Below are 21,488 nucleotides of genomic sequence, written 5' to 3'. Positions count from 1 at the left end.
ATGGACAGCGTAGCAACGAAGTTACGGAGATAGTAAAATTGACAGCATAGCAAAGCGAGATAGACCTCAGGGACAGGACCATTTCGCCTTGCAACTTTTAATCGATTGCGATTTGAACTTCCGACTTTAGTCGGTTAGTGAAATCGACAACGTAGCAAAGCGGAGATAGAGCGAATGGATAACGTAGCGAAGCGGAGGTGTGAACTCATATCTTTGATGCTAACATTGGTGAGGAAGAAAGAATCCCCTACCAATGAAGGAATCACTTCAAAATTAGTCTAGTATAGAAGTCACCCCTCCGTCAGTTCAATTTTCTCTTACCAATTCTGCAAAAGCACGGTCACAAGCTGCTATTGTTGCATCAATATCTGCATCAGTATGTGCTGTTGACAAGAACCATGTTTCAAATTGTGAAGCAGGTAAATAAATCCCTTGCTCAAGCATTTTTTTGAAAAAACGTGCAAACATCACAGTATCAGCTGTTTTTGCTGTTTCAAAATTAACAACTGTCTCATTAGTGAAAAACACACCCATCATTCCTCCCACATGACTTGTAGATAGAGCAATTCCATACTTCTTAGCCGCCAGCTCAAATCCTGACAATAATCTAGCCGCTTTACGCTCAAACTCCACGTAATCATCAACTGATAACTGTTTCAAAGTTTCCAAACCAGCTGTCATCGCTAAAGGATTCCCAGATAAAGTTCCAGCCTGATAAATCGGTCCACTAGGTGCAATTTGTTCCATTATTTCACGACGTCCACCATAAGCTCCAACAGGCAAACCACCACCGATAATTTTTCCAAAGCACGTAATGTCAGGTTCAATACCAAATTTACCTTGAGCACAATTGTAATCCACACGAAAGCCAGTCATCACCTCATCAAAAATCAAAAGCGCGCCAAACTCTGCTGTAATCTCACGTAAGCCTTCCAAAAAACCTGCAACAGGCGGAACACAACCCATGTTTCCTCCCACTGGTTCAACAATGACTGCTGCAATATCAGCACCAAAATGTTCAAAAGCAACACGCAAAGCTACCAAATCATTGTAAGGCACCGTCAAAGTATTCTCCGCAATACCAGCAGGCACTCCAGGAGAGTCAGGTAAACCAAGCGTTGCCACACCAGACCCCGCCTTAATTAACAACGAATCCGCGTGTCCATGATACGAACCCTCAAATTTCACAATCTTATTGCGCCCAGTCACACCACGTGCAAGACGCAGAGCAGACATTGTCGCCTCCGTTCCTGAATTCACCATCCGAACCATCTCAACAGATGGCACTCGACGAATGACAAGCTCAGCTAAATCAGTTTCAATTTCTGTTGGTGCACCAAAAGACGTCCCACGTGACACACTAGCCTCTAAGGCACTCACAACCGACTGCTCTGCGTGTCCAAGAACCAATGGTCCCCAAGACAATACATAATCAATATATTCATTGCCATCAATATCGTAAAGCCTGCTTCCAGCACCATGGTCAATAAATACAGGGTTCATATCAACAGATTTAAAAGCCCGTACAGGACTATTTACCCCACCAGGTAGCACTTTTTTAGCTTCATCAAAAGCTTTTACTGATTTTTCAAACATGATTTTCTCCCATAAAAATATAAAGAATACTCGTTTTAAGGATATGAAATTAACCCCTATCCAGAACACCATATATTTGAAAAAATTTATCTTTTTCTCAGATTATAGCATCCAAGTTACTCTTTTATACTCAGAAATTTGTTTCAATTCACCTTTCTATTTTACCAAAAAAAACAAGCAATAGCTTCTTTAAGGATATTTTCTGACTTTTTCACTTTGTGAAATTTCATAATTCTTAAAAACAAACCAATTTTTCTATTTTCATCAAAAACAAGCAATAAACAAAGCAAATAAAGCATTTATATTTTTAGACAAATTATAAAGTTTGTTCACTTTGTGAATTTCAAACTTGAAAATGTATTATTCTTGTAGTAAAATAGAAATCGTTTTCAGAATACGTTTACAAATGTTAGAGTTTATTTCAGTAAAATTAAAGTAGACTCATACCTTAAAGGAGGAACACATCTATGTCTGAAGGATTACCATTGCAATCCACCGAACAACCACAATATATCATGGCGATTGACCAAGGTACAACAAGCTCGCGCGCCATTATCTTTGACCATGATGGCAAGCACGTAGGAACTAGCCAAAAAGAATTTACCCAATACTTCCCTGAAGCAGGCTGGGTCGAACATGATGCCAATGAAATTTGGAATTCTGTTCAATCCGTCATTGCAGGAGCCTTCATTGAATCAGGAATAAAGCCCTACCAAATCGCGGGAATAGGAATCACCAACCAACGTGAAACGACTGTCGTTTGGGATAAAAAAACAGGACTCCCTATTTATCATGCGATTGTTTGGCAATCTCGCCAATCCGCAAGTATTGCAGACCAACTTAAAGATGCTGGTCATGCTGAACTTTTCCACAAAAAAACAGGACTTATTATTGACTCCTACTTCTCTGCAACCAAGATTCGTTGGATTTTGGACCATGTAGAAGGTGCACAAGAACGTGCAGAAAAAGGTGAACTTCTTTTCGGTACCATTGACAGCTGGCTGGTCTACAAACTCACCGATGGCAAAGTTCACGTCACTGACTATTCTAACGCCAGTCGTACCATGCTCTTCAACATCAATACACTTGAGTGGGACCAAGAAATCCTTGATATTTTAAATATTCCAGCAGCTATGCTCCCTAAGGCTGTATCCAATTCAGAAATTTATGGCCTCACCAAAACTTATCACTTCTTTGGCTCTAAAGTTCCTATTGCAGGAATGGCAGGTGACCAACAAGCCGCACTCTTTGGGCAAATGGCTTTCGAACCTGGCATGGTAAAAAATACTTATGGAACAGGTTCGTTCATCGTGATGAACACCGGAGATAAGCCACAACTCTCTCACAATAATCTACTTACTACAATCGGCTACGGCATTAATGGTGAAATCAACTATGCCCTTGAAGGCTCTGTATTCGTTGCCGGATCTTCTATACAGTGGCTACGTGATGGTCTCAAAATTATCACTAAAGCCAGTGAATCCGAAGCTGCAGCACTCGAGTCAAAAAGCGAAGATGAAGTTTATATGGTTCCTGCCTTTGTCGGACTTGGAGCGCCTTATTGGGACCAAGACGCACGTGGCGCTATCTTCGGATTAACACGTGGCACAACGGATAAAGACCTGATTAAAGCAACTTTGCAAGGCATTGCCTATCAAGTTCGAGATATTCTGGGTGCAATGGCAGAAGATACAGGGATAGATATCCCTGTACTAAAAGTTGATGGTGGTGCTACTAACAATGACTATCTTATGCAATTCCAAGCCGACATCTTAAATACCTCTGTTCAGCGTGCGGGCGATTTAGAAACAACAGCACTTGGTGCAGCCTTCCTTGCAGGACTTGCTGTTGGCTATTGGAAAGACCTTGATGAGCTTAAATCCTCTGCAAAAGAAGGTAAACGTTTTGATGTCCAAATGAATGATAAACGCCGTGAAAAGCTTTATTCAGGATGGAAAAAAGCAGTTGAAGCAACACGTACTTTCAAATAACAATCCGTTCATCATATCTTAGTTAGGAGTGAGAAAATGCCGATTTCTCGTGAAAAAAATATAGAAACTCTCAAAAATCATCCTGAAGGATGGGATTTTATTATCATAGGTGGAGGAGCAACAGGACTGGGAGTTGCCGTTGATGCTGCTTCTCGTGGATATAAAACTGTTCTACTTGAACAAAATGACTTTGCAAAATCAACTTCAAGTCGGTCAACAAAACTCGTCCACGGAGGCGTTCGCTACCTTGCACAAGGCGATATTGCTCTTGTTCGAGAAGCCCTTCATGAACGCGGCCGCCTAGCACGTAATGCTCAGCATCTTGTTAAAAGTCAAAAATTCATTATCGCCAACCGAAAAACTTGGGAACAACCTTTTTACTCCGTTGGTATGAAGTTCTATGACGCCTTAGCTGGAAAACTCAATATTGGAAAATCAAAAATTTATTCCAAGAAAAAAGTTAAAGAAGGGATTCCTAAAATCAAGTTTGATGGCTTAGTTGGCGGTGTCATGTACTATGATGGACAATTTGATGATGCCAGAATGGCAATAAATCTCGTCCAAACCGCGACAGAACATGGTGCTGTTCTAGTCAACTATGCTGGTGTTACAGGATTAAAAAAATCAAACGGAAAACTTTCAGGAGTGTCCGTCAAAGATAATTTTACAGGTGAATCTTTTGAGCTAAATGGAAAAGTTGTCATCAACGCTTCAGGCATCTTCGTTGACCAAATTATGTCTATGGACATCAAAAATCACAAACCCTCGGTTCGTCCATCCCAAGGAGTCCATTTGATTGTCGATGGAAAATTTTTGGGAGGCGATGATGCGATTATGGTTCCTAAAACTTCAGATGGCCGCGTTCTTTTCTGTGTTCCTTGGCACAATAAGGTTATCTTAGGAACAACAGACACGCCTTTAACAGAGTTTACTCTAGAGCCTCGTCCACTTGAAGAGGAAATTGACTTTATTCTTCAAACAGCAGGTGAATATCTTGAACAAGCACCAACCCGTGATGATGTACTCTGTGCCTATGCAGGACTTCGTCCACTCGCTGCCCCAAAAGAAGGTGCTGATCCTTCCAAAACAAAAGAAATCTCACGAAGCCATAAACTATTCAGTAATGATTCTGGTCTCGTCACTATCACTGGTGGCAAATGGACAACCTATCGTCAAATGGCAGAAGAAACTGTTGATCTAGGGATAAAAATTGGAAATCTGCCTGTTCATGACTGTATCACAAAAACACTCACTATTCATGGTTCAAAGACAACAACAACGCAAGACCGTGAAGACTGGATTTACGTCTATGGAACCGACGGTGAAAAGATTCGTCAACTTGAAAAAGAGAATCCAGACCTTGCTCAGCCACTCTCTGATAAATATGAGTTCACTGGAGGTGAGGTCGTCTGGGCAGTTCGCGAAGAAATGGCACAAAAACTTGAAGATGTCCTCGCTAGACGTGTTCGTGTTTTATTCCTTGATGCACGCGAATCTAAAGTAATTGCTCCAAAGGTCGCTCATATTATGGCAACAGAGTTAGGATACAACAAAGATTGGGAACTTGAACAAGTCAAAGATTATAATAAATTAGCTGATGGATATATTTTATAAGCCACTTCTTACTGATGATGAGCGAGTATAAAAATAATGAATTAACATTATTACACAACTTCATGGCGCAAAAAAAGCGCCTGAGTTGTCTATTCCGTCTTATTATAATGTATATACCATCTAGAGATAGTATATACTAGTTAAATTAAAAAATAATGAAAGGTAGGCTTATTAAAAATAACGATATTCTTTTCCCAACATGCCGTAAAAAAACACCTTTTTTAAAAAGTGTTAGTATTTTGTGCGCCCTGATGAAAAAATATCGCTATTTAATAAACCTTTTATATAGGTGCGTTATGCATTCCGTTTTGATTCAATGTCTTGGTGAATTTCTTGGAGATTTTATCATTATCTTATTTGGCAATGGTGTAGTTGCTAGTGTTTCTTTAAACAAAACAAAGGCTCAGGGAACTGGTTGGCTTGCAATCGCTCTAGGTTGGGGCTTTGCAGTTCTATTTGCGGTAATGATTGGTGGTGTCTTCTCGCCTGCAGCATCATTTAACCCTGCTTTAACTCTTGCTATGGCGATAATTGGAAAATTCAGTTGGAATCTTGTTCTTCCATTCATCCTTGCTCAGTTTCTTGGAGCAATGGTAGGGCAACTTTTTGTCTGGCTTTTCTTCTATCCCCATTGGGCAGAAACTAAAGACTCAGCTACAATCCTTGGCTGTTTCTCTACTGGTCCTGCAATCAAACATACTCCATCTAACATCTTTGGAGAAGCAGTCGGAACAGCCATTCTCCTAATTGGAGTTCTTGCTTTTGGTCAAAATAAACTTGTGGCAGGTGTTTCACCAATGATGGTAGGATGGCTTATCATGGCAATCGGTCTTTCATTGGGGGCTACTACTGGATATGCCATCAATCCCGCACGTGATTGGGGACCTCGTATTATGCACAGCATACTCCCTATTGCAAACAAAGGAAAATCAGGTTGGAACTACGCTTTAGTTCCTCTAGTTGGTCCAATTCTCGGAGGTGCTCTTGGAGCACTACTCTACCAAGGTTTATTAGGATTACTCCATTGATAATATTAATCAAAAAAGCCCTCAATTCACGAGGGTCTTTTTATTCATCATTTATTCTTTACAATTCAAGTCTTTCCAAACCCAATCTGTAAATTCTGGAATATCTATTCCTTCGTTACGCGTTACCTCGAAATGATGCGCAATTGTTCGCTTCATTCGGTCAATAAATGCCTTTGCCAATGCTTGATTGACTTTGCGTTCGACATACAGAATTTGGACAGCATCAATCGCTTGATGAAAACGATCCAGTTCTGAATAAACCCGCATATCATACGTCGTAGTGATATCACCATCTTCGCGGTAACCATGCGCTTTCAATCCCAGATGCCCTCTTTGATAAAAAATTGATTCGATCAAATCTTCATAGCCATGAAATCCAAAAATAACTGGTGTTCCTGACGGACCAAAGTATTTTTCAAATTCTTCATCCGAAAGTTCACGCTCCTGATTAAGTAAACCATTCTTTTTCTGTAAGCGCCCGAGTTCAACAACATTGACATAACGGAACTTCACTTCTGGGAAAATTTCATTTACCAGCTTCAAAGCTGCCAAGGTTTCAATCGTAGGCTCCGCACCCGCAGAAGCAAAAACCAAATCAACCCTTTCCCCTTCTTTAGCCGTCGAAGCCCAATCAATAACGGCAAGACCATCCGTTGCTAATTTTTCCGCTTCTTCAACTGTGAACCATTGTTGGCGAGGTTGTTTTGAGGCAACAACATGATTGATTTTGCTCCTATCTTGAAAAGCACGATTAAACACAGCCAGCAAAGTATTTCCATCAGCTGGTAAATACTGACGAATAAAATCAGACTTCTTTTCCGCCAAATGTGTCAACATACCAGGATCTTGGTGAGTATAACCATTATGGTCTTGTTGGAAAACTGTTGAAGTTGAAATCACATTTAAAGCTGGATAATCATGCCGCCATTTTTGATCAGAAGCCTGACGAATCCATTTAAAGTACTGCGTCAACATAGAATCAACTACACGCAGAAAACTTTCATACGAAGCAAAAACTCCTGTACGACCAGTCAAAGTATATGCTTCCAAAAATCCTTCTGCTTGGTGTTCTGATAATTGGGAATCAATAATCCTTCCCTCTGGTGCAATGGACTCATCATTAGGATTTTTGATGACTTGCATCCATTGACGATTGGTCACCTTAAACATTTCCCAAAAACGATTAGACATCGTTTCATCAGGGCCAAACAGGCGGAATCTTGTTGGATTGAGCTTCACAATCTCGGCAAAATACTTAGACAGCACATTCATATCCATATTGTCATTGACTACTGGCAATAATTTACCGCGATTTTCCGCTGTAATATCATTTGCAAACTTTTTCCAATCTGGTAACGTCAAGTTTGAACCATCAATTCCACCATTCGTTACAGGATTGGCTGCCATGCGCATATTCCCTTTCGGAGAAAACTCACGTAATTCTTCTTTGAGGGTTCCATCAGTATTAAATAATTCTTCAGGTTTATAAGACGTCATCCACTCTTCAAACTCTGGCAGAGTCTGCATATTTCGACTCGATAATGGCAATGGAACTTGATGAGCACGGAAACTATGTTCAATCGGCATACCGTTCCCGTGGAATTTTGGACCTGACCAATCATTAAAACGAGGTCCGCCCCAACCTTTCGGGAGTCGTGCAATAATAACGGGCCAAGCTGGAATTTCTCCGTTTTGATAGCGACCATGTTCACGCGCATCTGACCAGATCTGATGAATATCTTCTATCGCTTTATCAAATACTTCCGCTGCAATTTTATGATAAGTCATGTAATCATGGATATCATCGTTTTCGATATATCGCGGACTATATCCTAGTCCTTCAAAAAATTTACGAATATCCACATCAGAAGTTCGAGCAAATAGCGTTGGATTAGAAATTTTAAAACCATTCAAGTCCAAAATTGGTAAAAGCGCGCCATCATTTTTAGGATTAATAAATTTGATAGAATGCCAACCTGCCATCAGAGGACCTGTTTCTGCTTCCCCATCCCCAACCACAGCAAAAGCAATTTGGTCAGGTTGGTCAAGGATTGCTCCCGTCGCATGAGAAAGCGTATATCCCAATTCTCCCCCTTCATGTAATGAACCTGGCGTTTGTGCCGTCATATGTGAGCCAATACCACCTGGAAATGAGAATCGTTTGTACAAACGTGTCATGCCTTCAAGATCTTGTGTGATTTCAGGATAAGCTTCTGTATAACTTCCATCAAGATATGAAGGAACAACCATCGCCTGCCCGCCATGTCCAGGACCTCCAAGATAAAACATCTTCTGTTGATATTTATTAATCAAACGATTGGCATGGGCATAGAGGAAAGTTTGTCCTGAAACAGTTCCCCAGTGACCAATTGGATTGGCCTTCAAGTCTTCTGCTTGAATCGGTGTTTTAGTTACTGAAAAAAGTGGATTAGATTTCAAAAAAATCATTCCTGCACCAAGATAGGTTGCTGCTCTCCACCATTTATCAAGATTTTTAAGATACTCATCTGAATTATAATTTGCCACTATATTCTCCTTTTAATTTCTATCTCCATTTAAAATTTACAAACAAGCTTGATTTTATTATATTTATCCGTTAAGATGATGGACACGATGAAGTAGTTCTGCTTCAATTTGTTCCAATGTCTTACCGCGAGTTTCGATAACTTTCTTACTCGTAAACCAGATTGATAGAAAACAACAAGCTGCATAAAGCAAGAAGATTTTACCCGTACCAAAAAATGAAAGCAAAGGCAAAAAAGTTAATGAAACCACCCAATTTGCAGCCCAGTTAACTGCAGCTCCAAAGGAGTTTCCAAGTCCACGAATTTTTAGGGGGAAACTTTCACCAATCATCACCCACATTACAGGGCCCCATGTTGCCGAGAAGAAAGCAATATAAACCGTTAATGCAATAACCGCCAAATATTTCCCAAAACCAATATGTGCATTTTCAGCCAAAATCATTCCAACAGACATCAGCACAAGAGAAATTCCCATTCCCCAAGCCCCAAAATTCAACATCCATCGACGATTAACTTTATCCATTACTTTCATTGCAATATAGGTGACAATCACGTTAAAAATGCCAATACCAATGTGAGCAAGCAATGCTGCACTTGCTCCAAAACCAACAGAAACAAAGATTGATGGAGCGAAGTATAAAACAGTATTACAGCCCATCACTTGTTGGAAAACAGCGAGTCCAATCGCCATAATTAACACTGGACGTGACATTTTCCCAAATAATTCTTGCAACCCACCTTGTTTTTCTTCACTAGCCATAAGCTGTATATCAGAAATTTCGGCATCAATAGAATCAGGATTGTCATTAATCATCTTTAAAATATCACGCGCTCCCTTTTCATCATCATGACGTACAAGAAATCGTGGAGATTCAGGTAAAAATAACCCACCAATAAAGAGTAAGGCAGCAGGAATTGTCGCAAGCCCAAGCATCCAATGCCAGTTTCCTGCCACTCCTTGTAAAGCATAATTTGAAATGTAAGCAAGTAAAATTCCAGTCATAATCATCAATTGGAACATCGTAGATACTCCACCACGAATTTCTGCAGGTGAAAGTTCTGATAGATAAGTGGGAACTAATGCAGATGCTGAACCAACAGCCATACCTAAAATAACACGTGAAATGATGAGTAGCTCTGCACTATTAGAAAGTCCAGAACCTAAAGCTCCAATAAAAAATATGATTGCTGATAGTAACAAAAGTCGTTTACGTCCAAACCTATCACTCATTGGTCCAATAACAATAGCACCAATTACCGCCCCCATCAAAACTGCTGCAGTAATCCATCCTTCCATCCAAGCCCAACTACTAACATGCCAACTCTCTTTTTCAATGAAAAGTAATGCACCAGATATAACACCCGTATCATATCCAAATAATAGCCCACCTAAAGCTCCAAAAAAATAGATGAAAGTGGGAGAAAGTTTTCTCATAACAATAACTCCTTAATTTTATTTTCGCAAGTTTCTCTTGCATTGTATTATTGCACTTAAATGATACCGCTTTCTAATTATATTTTCTTGGAGAACTTTGATATTTTAAAACGGAAAGGTTGCGTTTATTTCATATAAAAAAAACCGTCTTTTTTCATCAGACGGCTGTAACCTATCATCAGTATCTTTTTAATATACGTGCTGGATTTCCAGCAACCATGCAATGACTGGGAACATCTTTAGTGACTACACTTCCTGCACCAATCACAACATCATCTCCAATTGACACCCCTGGTAAGATAATCACAGTTCCTCCAAGCCAACAATCATTCCCAATCGTAATCGGTGCATCATATTGCCAACCTTGTCTTCTTAATTTGGGATTACTAGCATGATGATTAGGAGTAAATAATTGACAATTTGGACCAATAAAACAGTGATTTCCTATCGTCACTTTTCCAGCACTAATCACTTGTATTCCAGAGTTAATAAAACTTTCTTCTCCAACATAAAAACGCTCAGGATATTCTACACTCGTCAACGGAAAATAGATTTCGGCTGTCTTAGAAAGATGAGGCAAAAAGTCTTCGAGAAGCTCTCTTGCTTCTTCAAAACTTTCTTTTGATTTATCATTTATTTTTTGTATGCTTTGGCTGCTCTTTTTGACAATTTCTTGCAATTCTGGTGCTTTGCCAAACTGATACCAATCTCCATTTTCTATTTTTTCAAATAGGGATATCTTGCTCAATCGCTCAATTTCTTCATCAGTAAGTGTTCTTTGCACTTTATTCCCCTTTCTTACCATTTATCTTCTGTATAATTTTCATCTGGCGCACCCATTACTCGCTCTCCTTTTTGCAGTTCGTCAATGGCTTGTTCATCTATTGGTGTCAATGACCAATCAAAAATACTAATATTTTGTTCTTGCCTTACAAAATTCGTTGATTTTGGAATGGCAGTAACCCCTTTTTGAACAAGCCAACGTAAAATAATCTGCCCAACTGACTTATGATACTTTTGGGCTAATTCTATTATTTTATTATCATTTAGTTCTTGACCACCATGACCCAAAGGACTCCATGCCTGAGGTTGAATTTCTAACTTTTTTAAATAATCATGAGTAACATGGTTAGAAAAATAAGGATGCGTTTCGACTTGGTCAACTGCAGGCATAATTCTTGCTCGTGTTAAAAGACGATCAATATGATTGGGTTCAAAATTTGACACTCCTATCGCTCTTACAAGCCCCTCATCATAGAGTTCTTCCATTGCCTTCCATGTTTCAAAAAAAGTTTTTTCTTTTGGCCAATGAATCAAATATAAATCCAAATAATCCGTCTGTAATTCCTTGAGTGTTTTCTGAAATGCAGCCAATGTTTGTTCATAACCTTGCTCATCTTGGGCGACTTTACTCGTCAACCAATATTCCTCACGATTACATTCTAAAGTTTGTAGCCAATTTCCAAGCGCAATCTGATTGCCATAGTTTGATGCTGTGTCAAAAAGGCGATACCCCTTATTCCAAGCGCTATTATAAACAGCATCAAAATCAGAAACATCTGTTTCAAGAACAGAACCAAACCCAAGGATTGGCATCTTTATTCCATTGTTCAATGTTACAAACTTTTTTCCATAATTTTTGTTCATTTTTACCTTACCTTTAGAAAACTCACTTCGCCTTTAAAGATGAAGTGAGCTATTTTCTTATTAATCAAAACGAGATTCACTAGCTTCCCAGCTGTACGAACCATCCTTAAGAAGTTTGTCGCCTAGTTCTTGATAATCAAAATAATCAAACTCAGCTTGAACATCATATCCAGAATAATCAACAACAGCAAGTCCTACAAAAGCACCCGTGAAGAATCCACCATAAGACTGCACCACATAATCATCTGACAACACGGCTGCGTCCAAATAAACTGGAATTTCTATAAATTCTTTGCCATCAAACGAATATTCATAGCTATATGTTTCTTTACGAACTTTTGTTCGCAACCAAACATACTCTGTTCCTTCAGGAATTTTTATTGCATTATCTTTCAAATACGATGTATAATTGCCACGATTATTTTCTCCAACTTCGATGACATGACCTTTGATTTCATTCCATGTCACAAAAGCAAAACTCCAATGACGGTCGTTATAATAGTTGGTTAAACCAGCCATTTGTTGATAACTGAAAGGGTTAAATTTAATTTTGGTTTCAGCATCAAAGTAAAAAGTTTGCCATCTACGAGCAATTAAAGATAAGTCATGAACATTAGCAAGTGATCCTTGACCCACTAGAGTTAATTTACCATTTCCCACTTGACCCATTTTTTTACTAAACGGTACACGAAGAGTATTCCAATTTATATCTAGTGTGTCATTTTCAAAATCATCGTGTTGCGAGTGATGAAGAGGAGCCTTTGTCTCAATCGCATCTTTGGGTCCTTCAACAAAAGTAGTACCGCCATGTCCACCGACAATACGAGGCCAACCTTCTTTGTCCCATTCAACCTTTTGAATAGAAGTTTCACGTCCTAATGTTGACCAGCCACGTGGATCCGTGCTGGATTCATTTTCTCTATTCCAAGGTCGAGCGCAAAGGGAAGCATAATACCATTCTCCCTCAGGTGTTGAAACTAAGCCACCATGTCCTTGTTTTTGAATATATGAATCAGGTGTATCAAAATTGGTAATAAAAGGATCTCCAGGCTCTGTTTCAAACGAGTTTGCTTCTAAGGTCTTAGATCTGGCAACGACTTCTTGGTGAGTAAATATTGTCCCGCCTTGAGCAACAAAAAGAAAATAATAACCATTTACTCTATAAAGGTGTGGACCTTCAACTAGCTTAACGTGAGTTCCTTTATAGATTGTTCTTGCTGTTTCTGGACGAAGTTTCATCGTTGATACATCAAATTCTGTCAATGTAATTCCATCAAAGGGATGATGATATTCACGGTGATCCCAAGTTTGTTGGACAAGATATTTTCTGCCATCTTCATCATGAAAAAGTGAAGCATCAAAACCTACACCATTAAGCTTAATTGGTTCAGACCAAGGACCATGGATATCTACTGCTGTTGTCAGATAATTTGTCATATCCTTAAAAGCCCCCTCGGTAATTTTTACATCAGTATAAACCAACCAAAATTTTCCATCAGAGTAAGATAAATCTGGTGCCCAGATTCCTCCTGATGATGGATTTCCTTTCATATCCAGTAAGTTTGTGGTCGATAGAGGTGATGGAAGCAAGTTCCAATGTGCTAAATCTTTTGATTCGTGTAAACGCACGCCTGGAAACCACTCAAAAGTTGAATTTGCGATGTAGTACGTATCATCTACACGAATGATTGAAGGATCCGCATTGAACCCTGGTAAAACCGGATTTTGAATTTGTGCCATTCTAAAAATTCTCCTTAATAAACATAAAAAACAATGATAATCACATCTTTATATTATTTCTTTTACACTTCTAATAGTTACTCTGGTTCAACAGAAAATGTATAAGTTGAAATAAAGGTCTTTTCCTCACCTAATCTAAGTTCTATCGTTCCCCATTCAGGATGATGCACCATGTCAGGTAATTCTTGGAATTCAATAGCAACTCCTCGATTAGGTGTCATCTTCTTTCCCGATATTGTTGATTCTTGTTCAGGATTGGTAGCTGTATAAATGACTACTGCCTGACGATCCGTTATACAGGTCAACTTTCTTCCCGATTTTTTCTCGAAAAGATTTAGAGTTTTCTCTGTGTTTTGTTCTGGAAATACGAAGCAGTGATCAAAACCCTGAGGTTTTTTTTCTAAAATACTCCTGATAGATACTGGTTTTCTCAAATCATAAACCGTATCTCCCACAGGAACTAGATTTCCCGTTGGAATATTTTCTTCATCCACTTCAACTACTTTTGTCGCTGAGGTTTGTAAAATATGTTCCAAAATATTTTCTTTGTCAGCTGTAAGATTAAAATATGGGTGAAAAGCTGGATTGAAGACCGTATCTTTTTCTGATATTCCTGTCATTTTTACCGTTAGACATGAGCCTTCAAGCTCATATACGACACTTGCAGAAATATTTCCTGGAAAGCCTGATTGGCCATCTCTCAAAGTTAGCTTAATTCCTATTTTTTCTTTCTCTTTGAACACCTCATAATTCCAAAATTGTCTTTCCCATCCTTTGCTGCCAGAATGAAGCGTATTTTTTCCTTCATTTGCGTCTAATTTAATCTCTCCATAACTAGCTTCCGCAATCCTACCAGCTACTGGCCCACAAATTACTCCATAGTATCCTCCATCATGTATATATGTTTCGGAATTGTCTTTAGAAAGGAGAATATTTTCAAATGTTCCATACTTATCGGGCGCAAAAATCTGATGGATACGCGCTCCAAAGTCATGGACGACAATGGTTAGATGCCCATTTGAAAGAGTAATTTCACGGATGCTCTTACCTGGTAAAAGCGGGAGCTCTTTTTCAGAAATATCACTTATCATAATCATTTTAAGTTCCCATCATTAAAGTCTACTAATTGATGAGATATATTTTTTGTTACTGAATAAACTTGTTTCCAGATTTGATAAACTTTTTCATATTCAGCAACATTTTTAGCAATTGGCTTAAAGGTTTCTGTCTGATAGTGAACAAAAGCTTTCGTTACTTCTTCAAGCGTTGGATAAAAACCACAACCAAAAGCAGCAATCATACAAGCGCCAAGTCCTGGTCCTTGCTCAACGGTTAAGCGAATCATTTCTGTATTAAAAATATCTGCTTGCATTTGCATAATATCTGGATTTTGTGCACCTCCACCTACAGAAATCAAGTATTTGAATGTTTTTCCCTTTGTTGATTCCATTATATCTTTTGAATCTCGTAAAGAAAATTGAATCCCTTCTAGGACTGCACGTGAAAAATGTTTTTGTTCATGTGTTGCTGAGATTCCTATAAAACTACCGCGGATTTTAGAATCAAAATGTGGCGTACGTTCTCCTACAATATAAGGTGTAAACAAAAGCCCACTAGAGCCTACAGGTACAGTGTTCACATCAGAAAGCAATTCTGAAAAACCTTTACCATTCCCAAAAGTTTCTTTGTACCAATTCAATGAATTACCTGCTGCTAAAGTGACCCCATAGAATAGTAAGCCTGAGGTACAGTGTGATTAAAGAAGTGAAGCTTACCATCATAATTGGTAAACTTAGACTCAAAACTAGAAACAACTCCTGATGTTCCCATTGAGATTAATCCAATTTCTTCGTCAATCAATCCAACGCCAAGAGCTGCTGCTGCATTATCCGCTCCACCAGCAAAAACTTTTACTTCATTTTCAATACCAAATTTATCTTTGATTCCAGCGGTCACTGTGCCAATCTGTCCTACAGACTCAACCAGCTCTGGTAAAACTTCCATTGAAATATTAAAAGTATCTGCGATTTCTTTGGACCACTCATGTTTTTCAATGTCTAAAAGCAAAGTCCCTGCTGCGTCTGAAAATTCTGTATGAATGTTTCCTGTCAAATAAAGACCTAAATAATCTTTGGGCAACATTATTTTTTTAACACGTTCCCAAACTTTTGGTTCATTTTCCTGAAGCCATAAAATCTTAGGTAAAGTAAAGCCTTCAAGCGCGATATTACCAGTAATTTCAAGTAATCTGTCACCCATTTTGCTCATAATCTCTTGACATTGCTTACTTGTTCTCACGTCATTCCACAAAATAGCTGGGTAAATAGGTGTATTGTTTTCGTCTAATACAACTAACGAGTGCATCTGACCTGAAAAACTAATTCCTGAAAGTGCTGTACCAAAATCTGAAACTTCTTGCGATATTTCGGTTAAAACTTTTTCTAGCGCTTCTACCCAAATGACTGGTTTTTGCTCAGAAAAACCTTGCTTGGGATTGTCAATATCATAATTTGCGCTTTTTGTTGTAACTACTGAACCTTCTTGGCTCAGTAGAATTCCTTTTAAACTTGATGTTCCAAGGTCTATTCCTAAAACGTATGACATTTTTATTTCCTTTCAATCTATAACTTTTTATTTAAATCCAATTTTATCTCTTTTGTTTCTAGAATAGTAGATGTATGGTTCTTCGTTGAGTTGATGACCTAATAAATCTGGAATCGTTTTAAAAATAAAGTCGTTTTTTTGTAAATAATCTATTATTTTAGGTAAGGCCTCTGCTTCCGCTTCCTGATAATCGTGCATGAGAATGATATCACCATCCTTTGCTTTTGTAGCACGCTCTAAACACTGATTAACATCATGATGATTCCATGACTCTGTGTCTAAAGACCAACAAATAATAGGTCGATTGACTATTTTTAATGTGTTGAAGTCTATATCACCAAAAGGTGGTCGGATAAACTTGGGAACCTCTCCAGTTAGTTCTTTGACGATATGGTCTGTTTTTTCTAGTTCTTTCCTAATTTCTTCCTCATCAATTTCAAGTAAGGAATGATGGGAAAAGGTATGATTACCGAAAGAAAATAGTTTGGCTGCTGCTGCTCGTTTTACAAGTTCTGGATATTGCTTAGCATGCTCGCCCCATATCATGAATGTTGCTGGAATTTTTTGAGCGATTAACTCATCTAGTACTCTTGGGGTTGTTAGCCCCCAAGGACCATCATCAAAAGTTAAGGCAATTTCTTTTGTCATCTTCTCATACTTTCTTTTGTCATTAACCTTTAACACCACCAGCATTACCGCCACCAACGATAAATCTTGATAATAGGAGATAGACAATTATGATAGGAACTACTGTGATAGAAAGTCCGACATAAATAGCACCCCATTCTACAGTGTGTCCCCCTGCGCCCATCGCTGTGATCGTCTGAACAATCATTGGCAAAGTATACATACTTTGTTTTGAAATTAAAATCAATGGCATCAAGAAGTTATTCCATGAGAAGACAAACCCAAATATTGCCATTGTAGCGAGTCCTGGCTTCATCATTGGCAACATGACACGGTGAAATATTTTTAATTCTCCTGCTCCGTCTAAACGGGCTGAATCTGCATAGTCTTTGTTGTAAACGGTTGACATATATTCAACGAGGAAAAATACTGTTGCTGGTGCTGCTAAGCCTGGTAAAATCAGGGGTAGAAAGTTATCCAACAGGTTTAATTTAATCATAAATTCGTAGAATCCAATCATTGAAACTTGACTTGGAATCATGATTAGAGCAACAATCGCACCGTAAATCAATTTTTTTCCTTTAAAATCATATGCTACCAATGCATATGCCGCCATTGCAGAAAAATAGACTGAAATAATAGTCGATGCGGCCGCTACAAAAAAGGAATTACCTACTCCTCGAGCCATATTAAATCCATATTGAAACAAAACTTCAATATTGTGAATCAACGAGCTTCCAGGAATCAATGATACACCAGTATTGATTTGAACAACGGAACGTGTTGAATTGATTAACATCATGATTAACGGTAAGACACTGATTATCGTCAAAATAGCAAATACAATATAAATTAATATCCGTCTTGTCCTCAATGCTTTGCTCATACTACTCTTATTCATCATTTTTTACCTCCAATCGCAGTATTTGTAGTTCTTTCTCGGAAGAATCGGAACATAATAATGGATACGATTGCAGCAATAACTAGTAAGATAATTGATGCTGCGGATGCAATGCCGTAGTTACGATATTGAAAGGCTTGATTGTAGATAAAGATAGCCAAAGTATAAACCGAGTTAAGAGGTCCTCCTGAACCCTGTGTTAACAAATACGGAATATCGAAAACTTGCAAGCCTCCGACAAATGATGTTACGAAAGTGTACATGATGATTGGACGCATCAAAGGCATCGTGATACGACGATAGATTTGACCATCAGATGCACCGTCAATACGTGCAGCTTCAAATAATGATTCGTCAATAGATGAAATTGCTGCGACAAACACAATCGAAGTTTGCCCATACCACATCCAAAACTGAAGGAATATTGTAATTCCTCGCGTTCCCCAAACAGACTGTAAGAAGTTGAATGGATGACTAATCAGATGCAAATTCATTAAGAATTGGTTAGCTGGACCCTGAGGATATGAAAACAAAATCATGAACAAAGCAGCGACAGATGCCGCCATAATCATATTAGGAAGATAAAAAACTGTCTTGAAAAAACTAGAGCCTTTCAGAGCTAGTTTCCTATTTGTCCACCATGCTGCCAAAATCAATGCCATCAGTATTTGTGGTATAAAATTAAGCAACCATAAAAGCAATGTATTTTGAAGACTTTGTATAAATAATGGTGTCTTAGTAAGTAAAGTTACAAAGTTGTCGAATCCTACATTTGTTGCTGTTGATAACGTCTGCCAACCATTCATACTCGTAAAAGCTATTCTGAAAGTATAAATAATTGGATAGAGTTGAAAGAGTAGAAAACCAATGAAAAACGGAATGAGAAAATAATAACCATAACGATTATATTTTTCAAACTTTAACTTTTTCGTTGATTTTTTTTTATGTTTTTCCATGTTATTCTCCATAAAAGAAGAACCGAATAAGTTTATTCGGTTCTCTTATTTGCTAATTGAACCACTGAATTTAGTCGGTAGTCAATTCAGGATAAGCACTTTTCACGTCAGCTTTGAAAGTTGCCAATGCTTTATCTTTAGTTGTTTTACCATTAGCATATGGGTTAATCACATCATTAATCCAAAGGTTTTGGATATTTTGGTCGTATTTAGTGATAATTTTACCATTGATATTTTTAGCTGCTTCTGAGAATAATGAGTATGGATTTTGAGTACCAATTGGACTTCCTTTAACTGGATTATTGTCATAGTCTTTTGCAACAGCTTCATCAACTTTTTGATCTGCTACAAAGTCCGTATTAGCAGATGCTTGCCAAGTTTGGAATTTTTTGTCTGTTGACCAGTAAATTGCAAGTTTTGCTGCATTCGCTTCATCTTTAGTTCCTTTGACTGCACCAAACCAAGTACCACCCCATGAATAAGATTGAGGGCCTTGAATTGCTCGCCAATCTCCTGCTGTTCCTTTAGAATAGTCTTTCAACCAGTAGAATAGTCCCCATGAAGGTAGTGAATACGCTACAATGTTATCAGAAGACATTCCTGCAAACCAGTCAGAATTTTGTCCCACAGTATTCTGTGTTAAACCTTTATCAACAAATGTTTTCATCAAATCAAGGTTAGTGAGTAATGATGGGTCAATCTGAAGTTTATTATCTTTTGAAACCCACCCCTCAGTACGTCCACCAATCGCTGGCATATACATATCTTGCAAAGATGAGAAGAGATATGCTTTACCTCCAGATTTTTCTTTAATTGTTTCTGCTGTTTTTTCTACCTGATTCCAGTTTGAGAAAGCTTGTTGAGCTGCTTTTTGGTCATCTGGTGCAATCCCTAGATATTTTTGTAATAATGATGCACGATAGTAAACAGCTCCTGGAGCAGCTTGATAAGAAATGGCGACTTGATTACCTTTGCTATCTTTACCAATATCTAATGTATATGAGAAACTATCTTTTGTAGCACTCTTAACACCATAAGGCTTGAGATTAGCAAGCATTCCTGAGTCTACATATTTACTCACAAATCCTGCATCTAAAGCAACCATGTCAGGTGCTTTATTTGTACCGAGAACCTTGTCTAGCTTTGTTTGGAAATCAGCATAGGGAATAACTGTTTCTTTTATCTTGAAACCATTGGGATTCTCTTTTTCATATTCTTGGATTTGCGGTTTCATATCTGCAAAAGTCCAAAGATTGATATTTTTATCTGTAGCCTTTGGCGTAGATGATTTTGAAGCACTCGTTGATGAACCACAAGCTGCAAGCAGCCCCGCACTAGCCAAAGCAATGGTTCCTAAGATAACTTTTTTTGAAGTTTTCATGAATATTCACTCCTATATGAACATTTTATTTTGATTTTATTTGCTTAAACAAGATAGTCATTCAAAACTGATTTAATGTGTTCGAGATGATTAGATTCTAATTCAATTTCATCACCATGTTCAAGAGCATAGGCTGCAAGACTTTCAAAGGTTGCTGTACCATCTTCAATTGAGCGACCAACTTCTGTTGTTTTGTATGATTCATAGCGATGTTCAACAATATCTGATAAGAATTTATCTTCAATGATTGCTGCTGCTCCTTTAAGTGCACGCGCATAAGTATCCATACCTGCTATATGTGCTAAAATCAAATCTTCAGCCTTGAATGAAGTACGACGTACTTTCGCATCAAAGTTAATTCCGCCTTTACCCAATCCGCCGTTCAAAAGGATTTGATGCATTGCCAAAGTGATGTCAATCACAAGTGTTGGGAACTCATCTGTATCCCAGCCTAGCAAGTAATTTCCTTGGTTGGCATCAATAGAGCCGAGCGCATTGAAGCTACGGGCTGTGTTCAATTCATGTTCAAAAGTATGACCAGCAAGCCAAGCATGGTTCGTTTCCAAGTTGAGTTTGAAGTATGATGTCAAATCATATTTTTCTAAGAAAGCCATTGCTGTTGCAGCATCATAATCGTATTGATGTGTCATTGGTTCTTTTGGTTTTGGTTCAATCAAGAAGACTGGTAAATGGTCAATCGATTTTGCATAATCAACAGCCATATGGAAGAATTTAGCCATGTGGTCCATTTCGAGTCCCATGTCTGTATTCAAGAGTGATTCATAACCTTCACGGCCGCCCCAGAAGACATAGTTTTCACCACCGAGTTTTTTAGAAAGTTCCAAACCTTTTTTAACTTGTGCAGCACCATAAGCAAAGACTTCAGCACGGTTAGAAGTTGACACCCCATTCATGTAACGTGGATTTGAGAACATATTAGCTGTGTTCCAAAGCAATTTGATGCCAGTTTCTTTTTGTTTTTCAAGGAGGTGGTCAGTAATTTCGTCCAAGTTTTCATAAAATTCTTTGAGCGAACTACCTGCTGGTGCAATATCGATATCGTGGAAACAATAGTATTTCACTCCTAGTTTTTCAGCAATTTCGAAGAATGCATCTACGCGACGGTGAGCGATTTCAAGCTCTGTCCCGCCTTCTAAATCCCAAGGTCGCTCCATTGTTGCTCCACCAAATGGGTCTGTTCCATCCATTGTAATTGTGTGCCAGAACGCCAATGCAAAATGAAGATGTTCAGCCATTGTCTTTCCTAGCACCACTTCTTCAGGATTGTAATGACGAAAGGCAAACATGTTTTTTGTTTTTGTACCTTCATATTGGATGGATGAGATGTTGTTAAAGTAAGCCATTTTATAGCTCCTCCTAAGTAAGATGTATTTTAATTATTTCTAAATTCCTGCGAGCGCTTGCAAAAATATGTTACAATTA

The 21,488-nt window shown here is 38.3% G+C and carries 15 protein-coding genes and 1 pseudogene; 3 read left to right on the top strand and 13 right to left on the bottom strand.

From position 1 onward, the window contains the following. Window positions 1-306 precede the first annotated feature (306 nt). Complete coding sequence (gene hemL, locus D7I46_RS03040; protein WP_120771535.1) at window positions 307-1,596, bottom strand: glutamate-1-semialdehyde 2,1-aminomutase; 1,290 nt, start codon at window positions 1,594-1,596, stop codon at window positions 307-309. Between the two features lie 467 nt (window positions 1,597-2,063). Between hemL and glpK the strand changes: the two genes are divergently transcribed. The 3 genes from glpK to D7I46_RS03025 all read left to right on the top strand — a co-directional run bounded on the left by glpK (window position 2,064) and on the right by D7I46_RS03025 (window position 6,229). Next, the gene (gene glpK / locus D7I46_RS03035; RefSeq protein ID WP_120771534.1) at window positions 2,064-3,587 is read left to right on the top strand and encodes a glycerol kinase GlpK; all 1,524 of its coding nucleotides are present in this window, start codon (window positions 2,064-2,066) and stop codon (window positions 3,585-3,587) included. Window positions 3,588-3,623: 36 nt separating this feature from the next. Beyond that, window positions 3,624-5,201, top strand: a complete 1,578-nt coding sequence (locus D7I46_RS03030) for a glycerol-3-phosphate dehydrogenase/oxidase (protein WP_120771533.1) — start codon at window positions 3,624-3,626, stop codon at window positions 5,199-5,201. A gap of 296 nt (window positions 5,202-5,497) precedes the next feature. Beyond that, window positions 5,498-6,229, top strand: a complete 732-nt coding sequence (locus D7I46_RS03025; RefSeq protein ID WP_120771532.1) for an MIP/aquaporin family protein — start codon at window positions 5,498-5,500, stop codon at window positions 6,227-6,229. A 51-nt stretch (window positions 6,230-6,280) separates the two neighbouring features. On the opposite strand, the gene D7I46_RS03020 is transcribed toward D7I46_RS03025, so the two are convergent. From D7I46_RS03020 to xylA, 12 genes and pseudogenes are all read right to left on the bottom strand, one after another. Continuing rightward, window positions 6,281-8,755 (bottom strand): phosphoketolase family protein, encoded by a 2,475-nt coding sequence (locus D7I46_RS03020; protein WP_120771531.1) that lies wholly within the window; start codon window positions 8,753-8,755, stop codon window positions 6,281-6,283. 63 nt (window positions 8,756-8,818) lie between these two features. Further along, a complete protein-coding gene (locus D7I46_RS03015; protein ID WP_120771530.1) occupies window positions 8,819-10,189 on the bottom strand; it encodes a sugar porter family MFS transporter in 1,371 nt (456 codons plus the stop codon). A 178-nt stretch (window positions 10,190-10,367) separates the two neighbouring features. Then, window positions 10,368-10,994 carry a sugar O-acetyltransferase gene (locus D7I46_RS03010; protein WP_120771529.1) on the bottom strand — a complete coding sequence of 209 codons (627 nt, stop codon included), beginning with the start codon at window positions 10,992-10,994 and terminating at the stop codon, window positions 10,368-10,370. Next, entirely contained in the window at window positions 10,988-11,836 is an 849-nt protein-coding gene (locus D7I46_RS03005; RefSeq protein ID WP_120771528.1) for an aldo/keto reductase, read from the bottom strand. Before D7I46_RS03005 ends, D7I46_RS03010 begins: the two co-directional genes overlap by 7 nt. 60 nt (window positions 11,837-11,896) lie before the next feature. Then, window positions 11,897-13,576 carry a glycoside hydrolase family 43 protein gene (locus D7I46_RS03000; RefSeq protein WP_120771527.1) on the bottom strand — a complete coding sequence of 560 codons (1,680 nt, stop codon included), beginning with the start codon at window positions 13,574-13,576 and terminating at the stop codon, window positions 11,897-11,899. A gap of 77 nt (window positions 13,577-13,653) precedes the next feature. Then, window positions 13,654-14,673 carry an aldose epimerase family protein gene (locus D7I46_RS02995; protein ID WP_240424479.1) on the bottom strand — a complete coding sequence of 340 codons (1,020 nt, stop codon included), beginning with the start codon at window positions 14,671-14,673 and terminating at the stop codon, window positions 13,654-13,656. Next, a pseudogene (xylB, locus tag D7I46_RS02990) lies at window positions 14,670-16,180 on the bottom strand (xylulokinase). The gene D7I46_RS02995 and the pseudogene xylB overlap by 4 nt, the downstream one beginning before the upstream one ends. Window positions 16,181-16,207: 27 nt before the next feature. Further along, on the bottom strand, window positions 16,208-16,828 hold the full coding sequence (locus D7I46_RS02985; protein WP_120773273.1) for a polysaccharide deacetylase family protein: 621 nt from the start codon (window positions 16,826-16,828) through the stop codon (window positions 16,208-16,210). Between the two features lie 22 nt (window positions 16,829-16,850). Continuing rightward, entirely contained in the window at window positions 16,851-17,708 is an 858-nt protein-coding gene (locus D7I46_RS02980; RefSeq protein WP_120773272.1) for a carbohydrate ABC transporter permease, read from the bottom strand. After that, window positions 17,708-18,664: a carbohydrate ABC transporter permease gene (locus D7I46_RS02975; RefSeq protein WP_120771526.1), complete on the bottom strand. Its 957-nt coding sequence runs from the start codon at window positions 18,662-18,664 to the stop codon at window positions 17,708-17,710. The genes D7I46_RS02980 and D7I46_RS02975 overlap by 1 nt, the downstream gene beginning before the upstream one ends. A 70-nt stretch (window positions 18,665-18,734) precedes the next feature. Then, complete coding sequence (locus D7I46_RS02970; protein ID WP_120771525.1) at window positions 18,735-20,045, bottom strand: ABC transporter substrate-binding protein; 1,311 nt, start codon at window positions 20,043-20,045, stop codon at window positions 18,735-18,737. 44 nt (window positions 20,046-20,089) lie between these two features. Next, window positions 20,090-21,409: a xylose isomerase gene (gene xylA / locus D7I46_RS02965; protein ID WP_120771524.1), complete on the bottom strand. Its 1,320-nt coding sequence runs from the start codon at window positions 21,407-21,409 to the stop codon at window positions 20,090-20,092. Window positions 21,410-21,488 lie beyond the last annotated feature (79 nt).

This window comes from Lactococcus allomyrinae (assembly GCF_003627095.1).
GTDB classification, from domain to species: Bacteria; Bacillota; Bacilli; order Lactobacillales; family Streptococcaceae; genus Lactococcus; species Lactococcus allomyrinae.
This window is presented reverse-complemented; position numbering and strand designations above follow the sequence as displayed.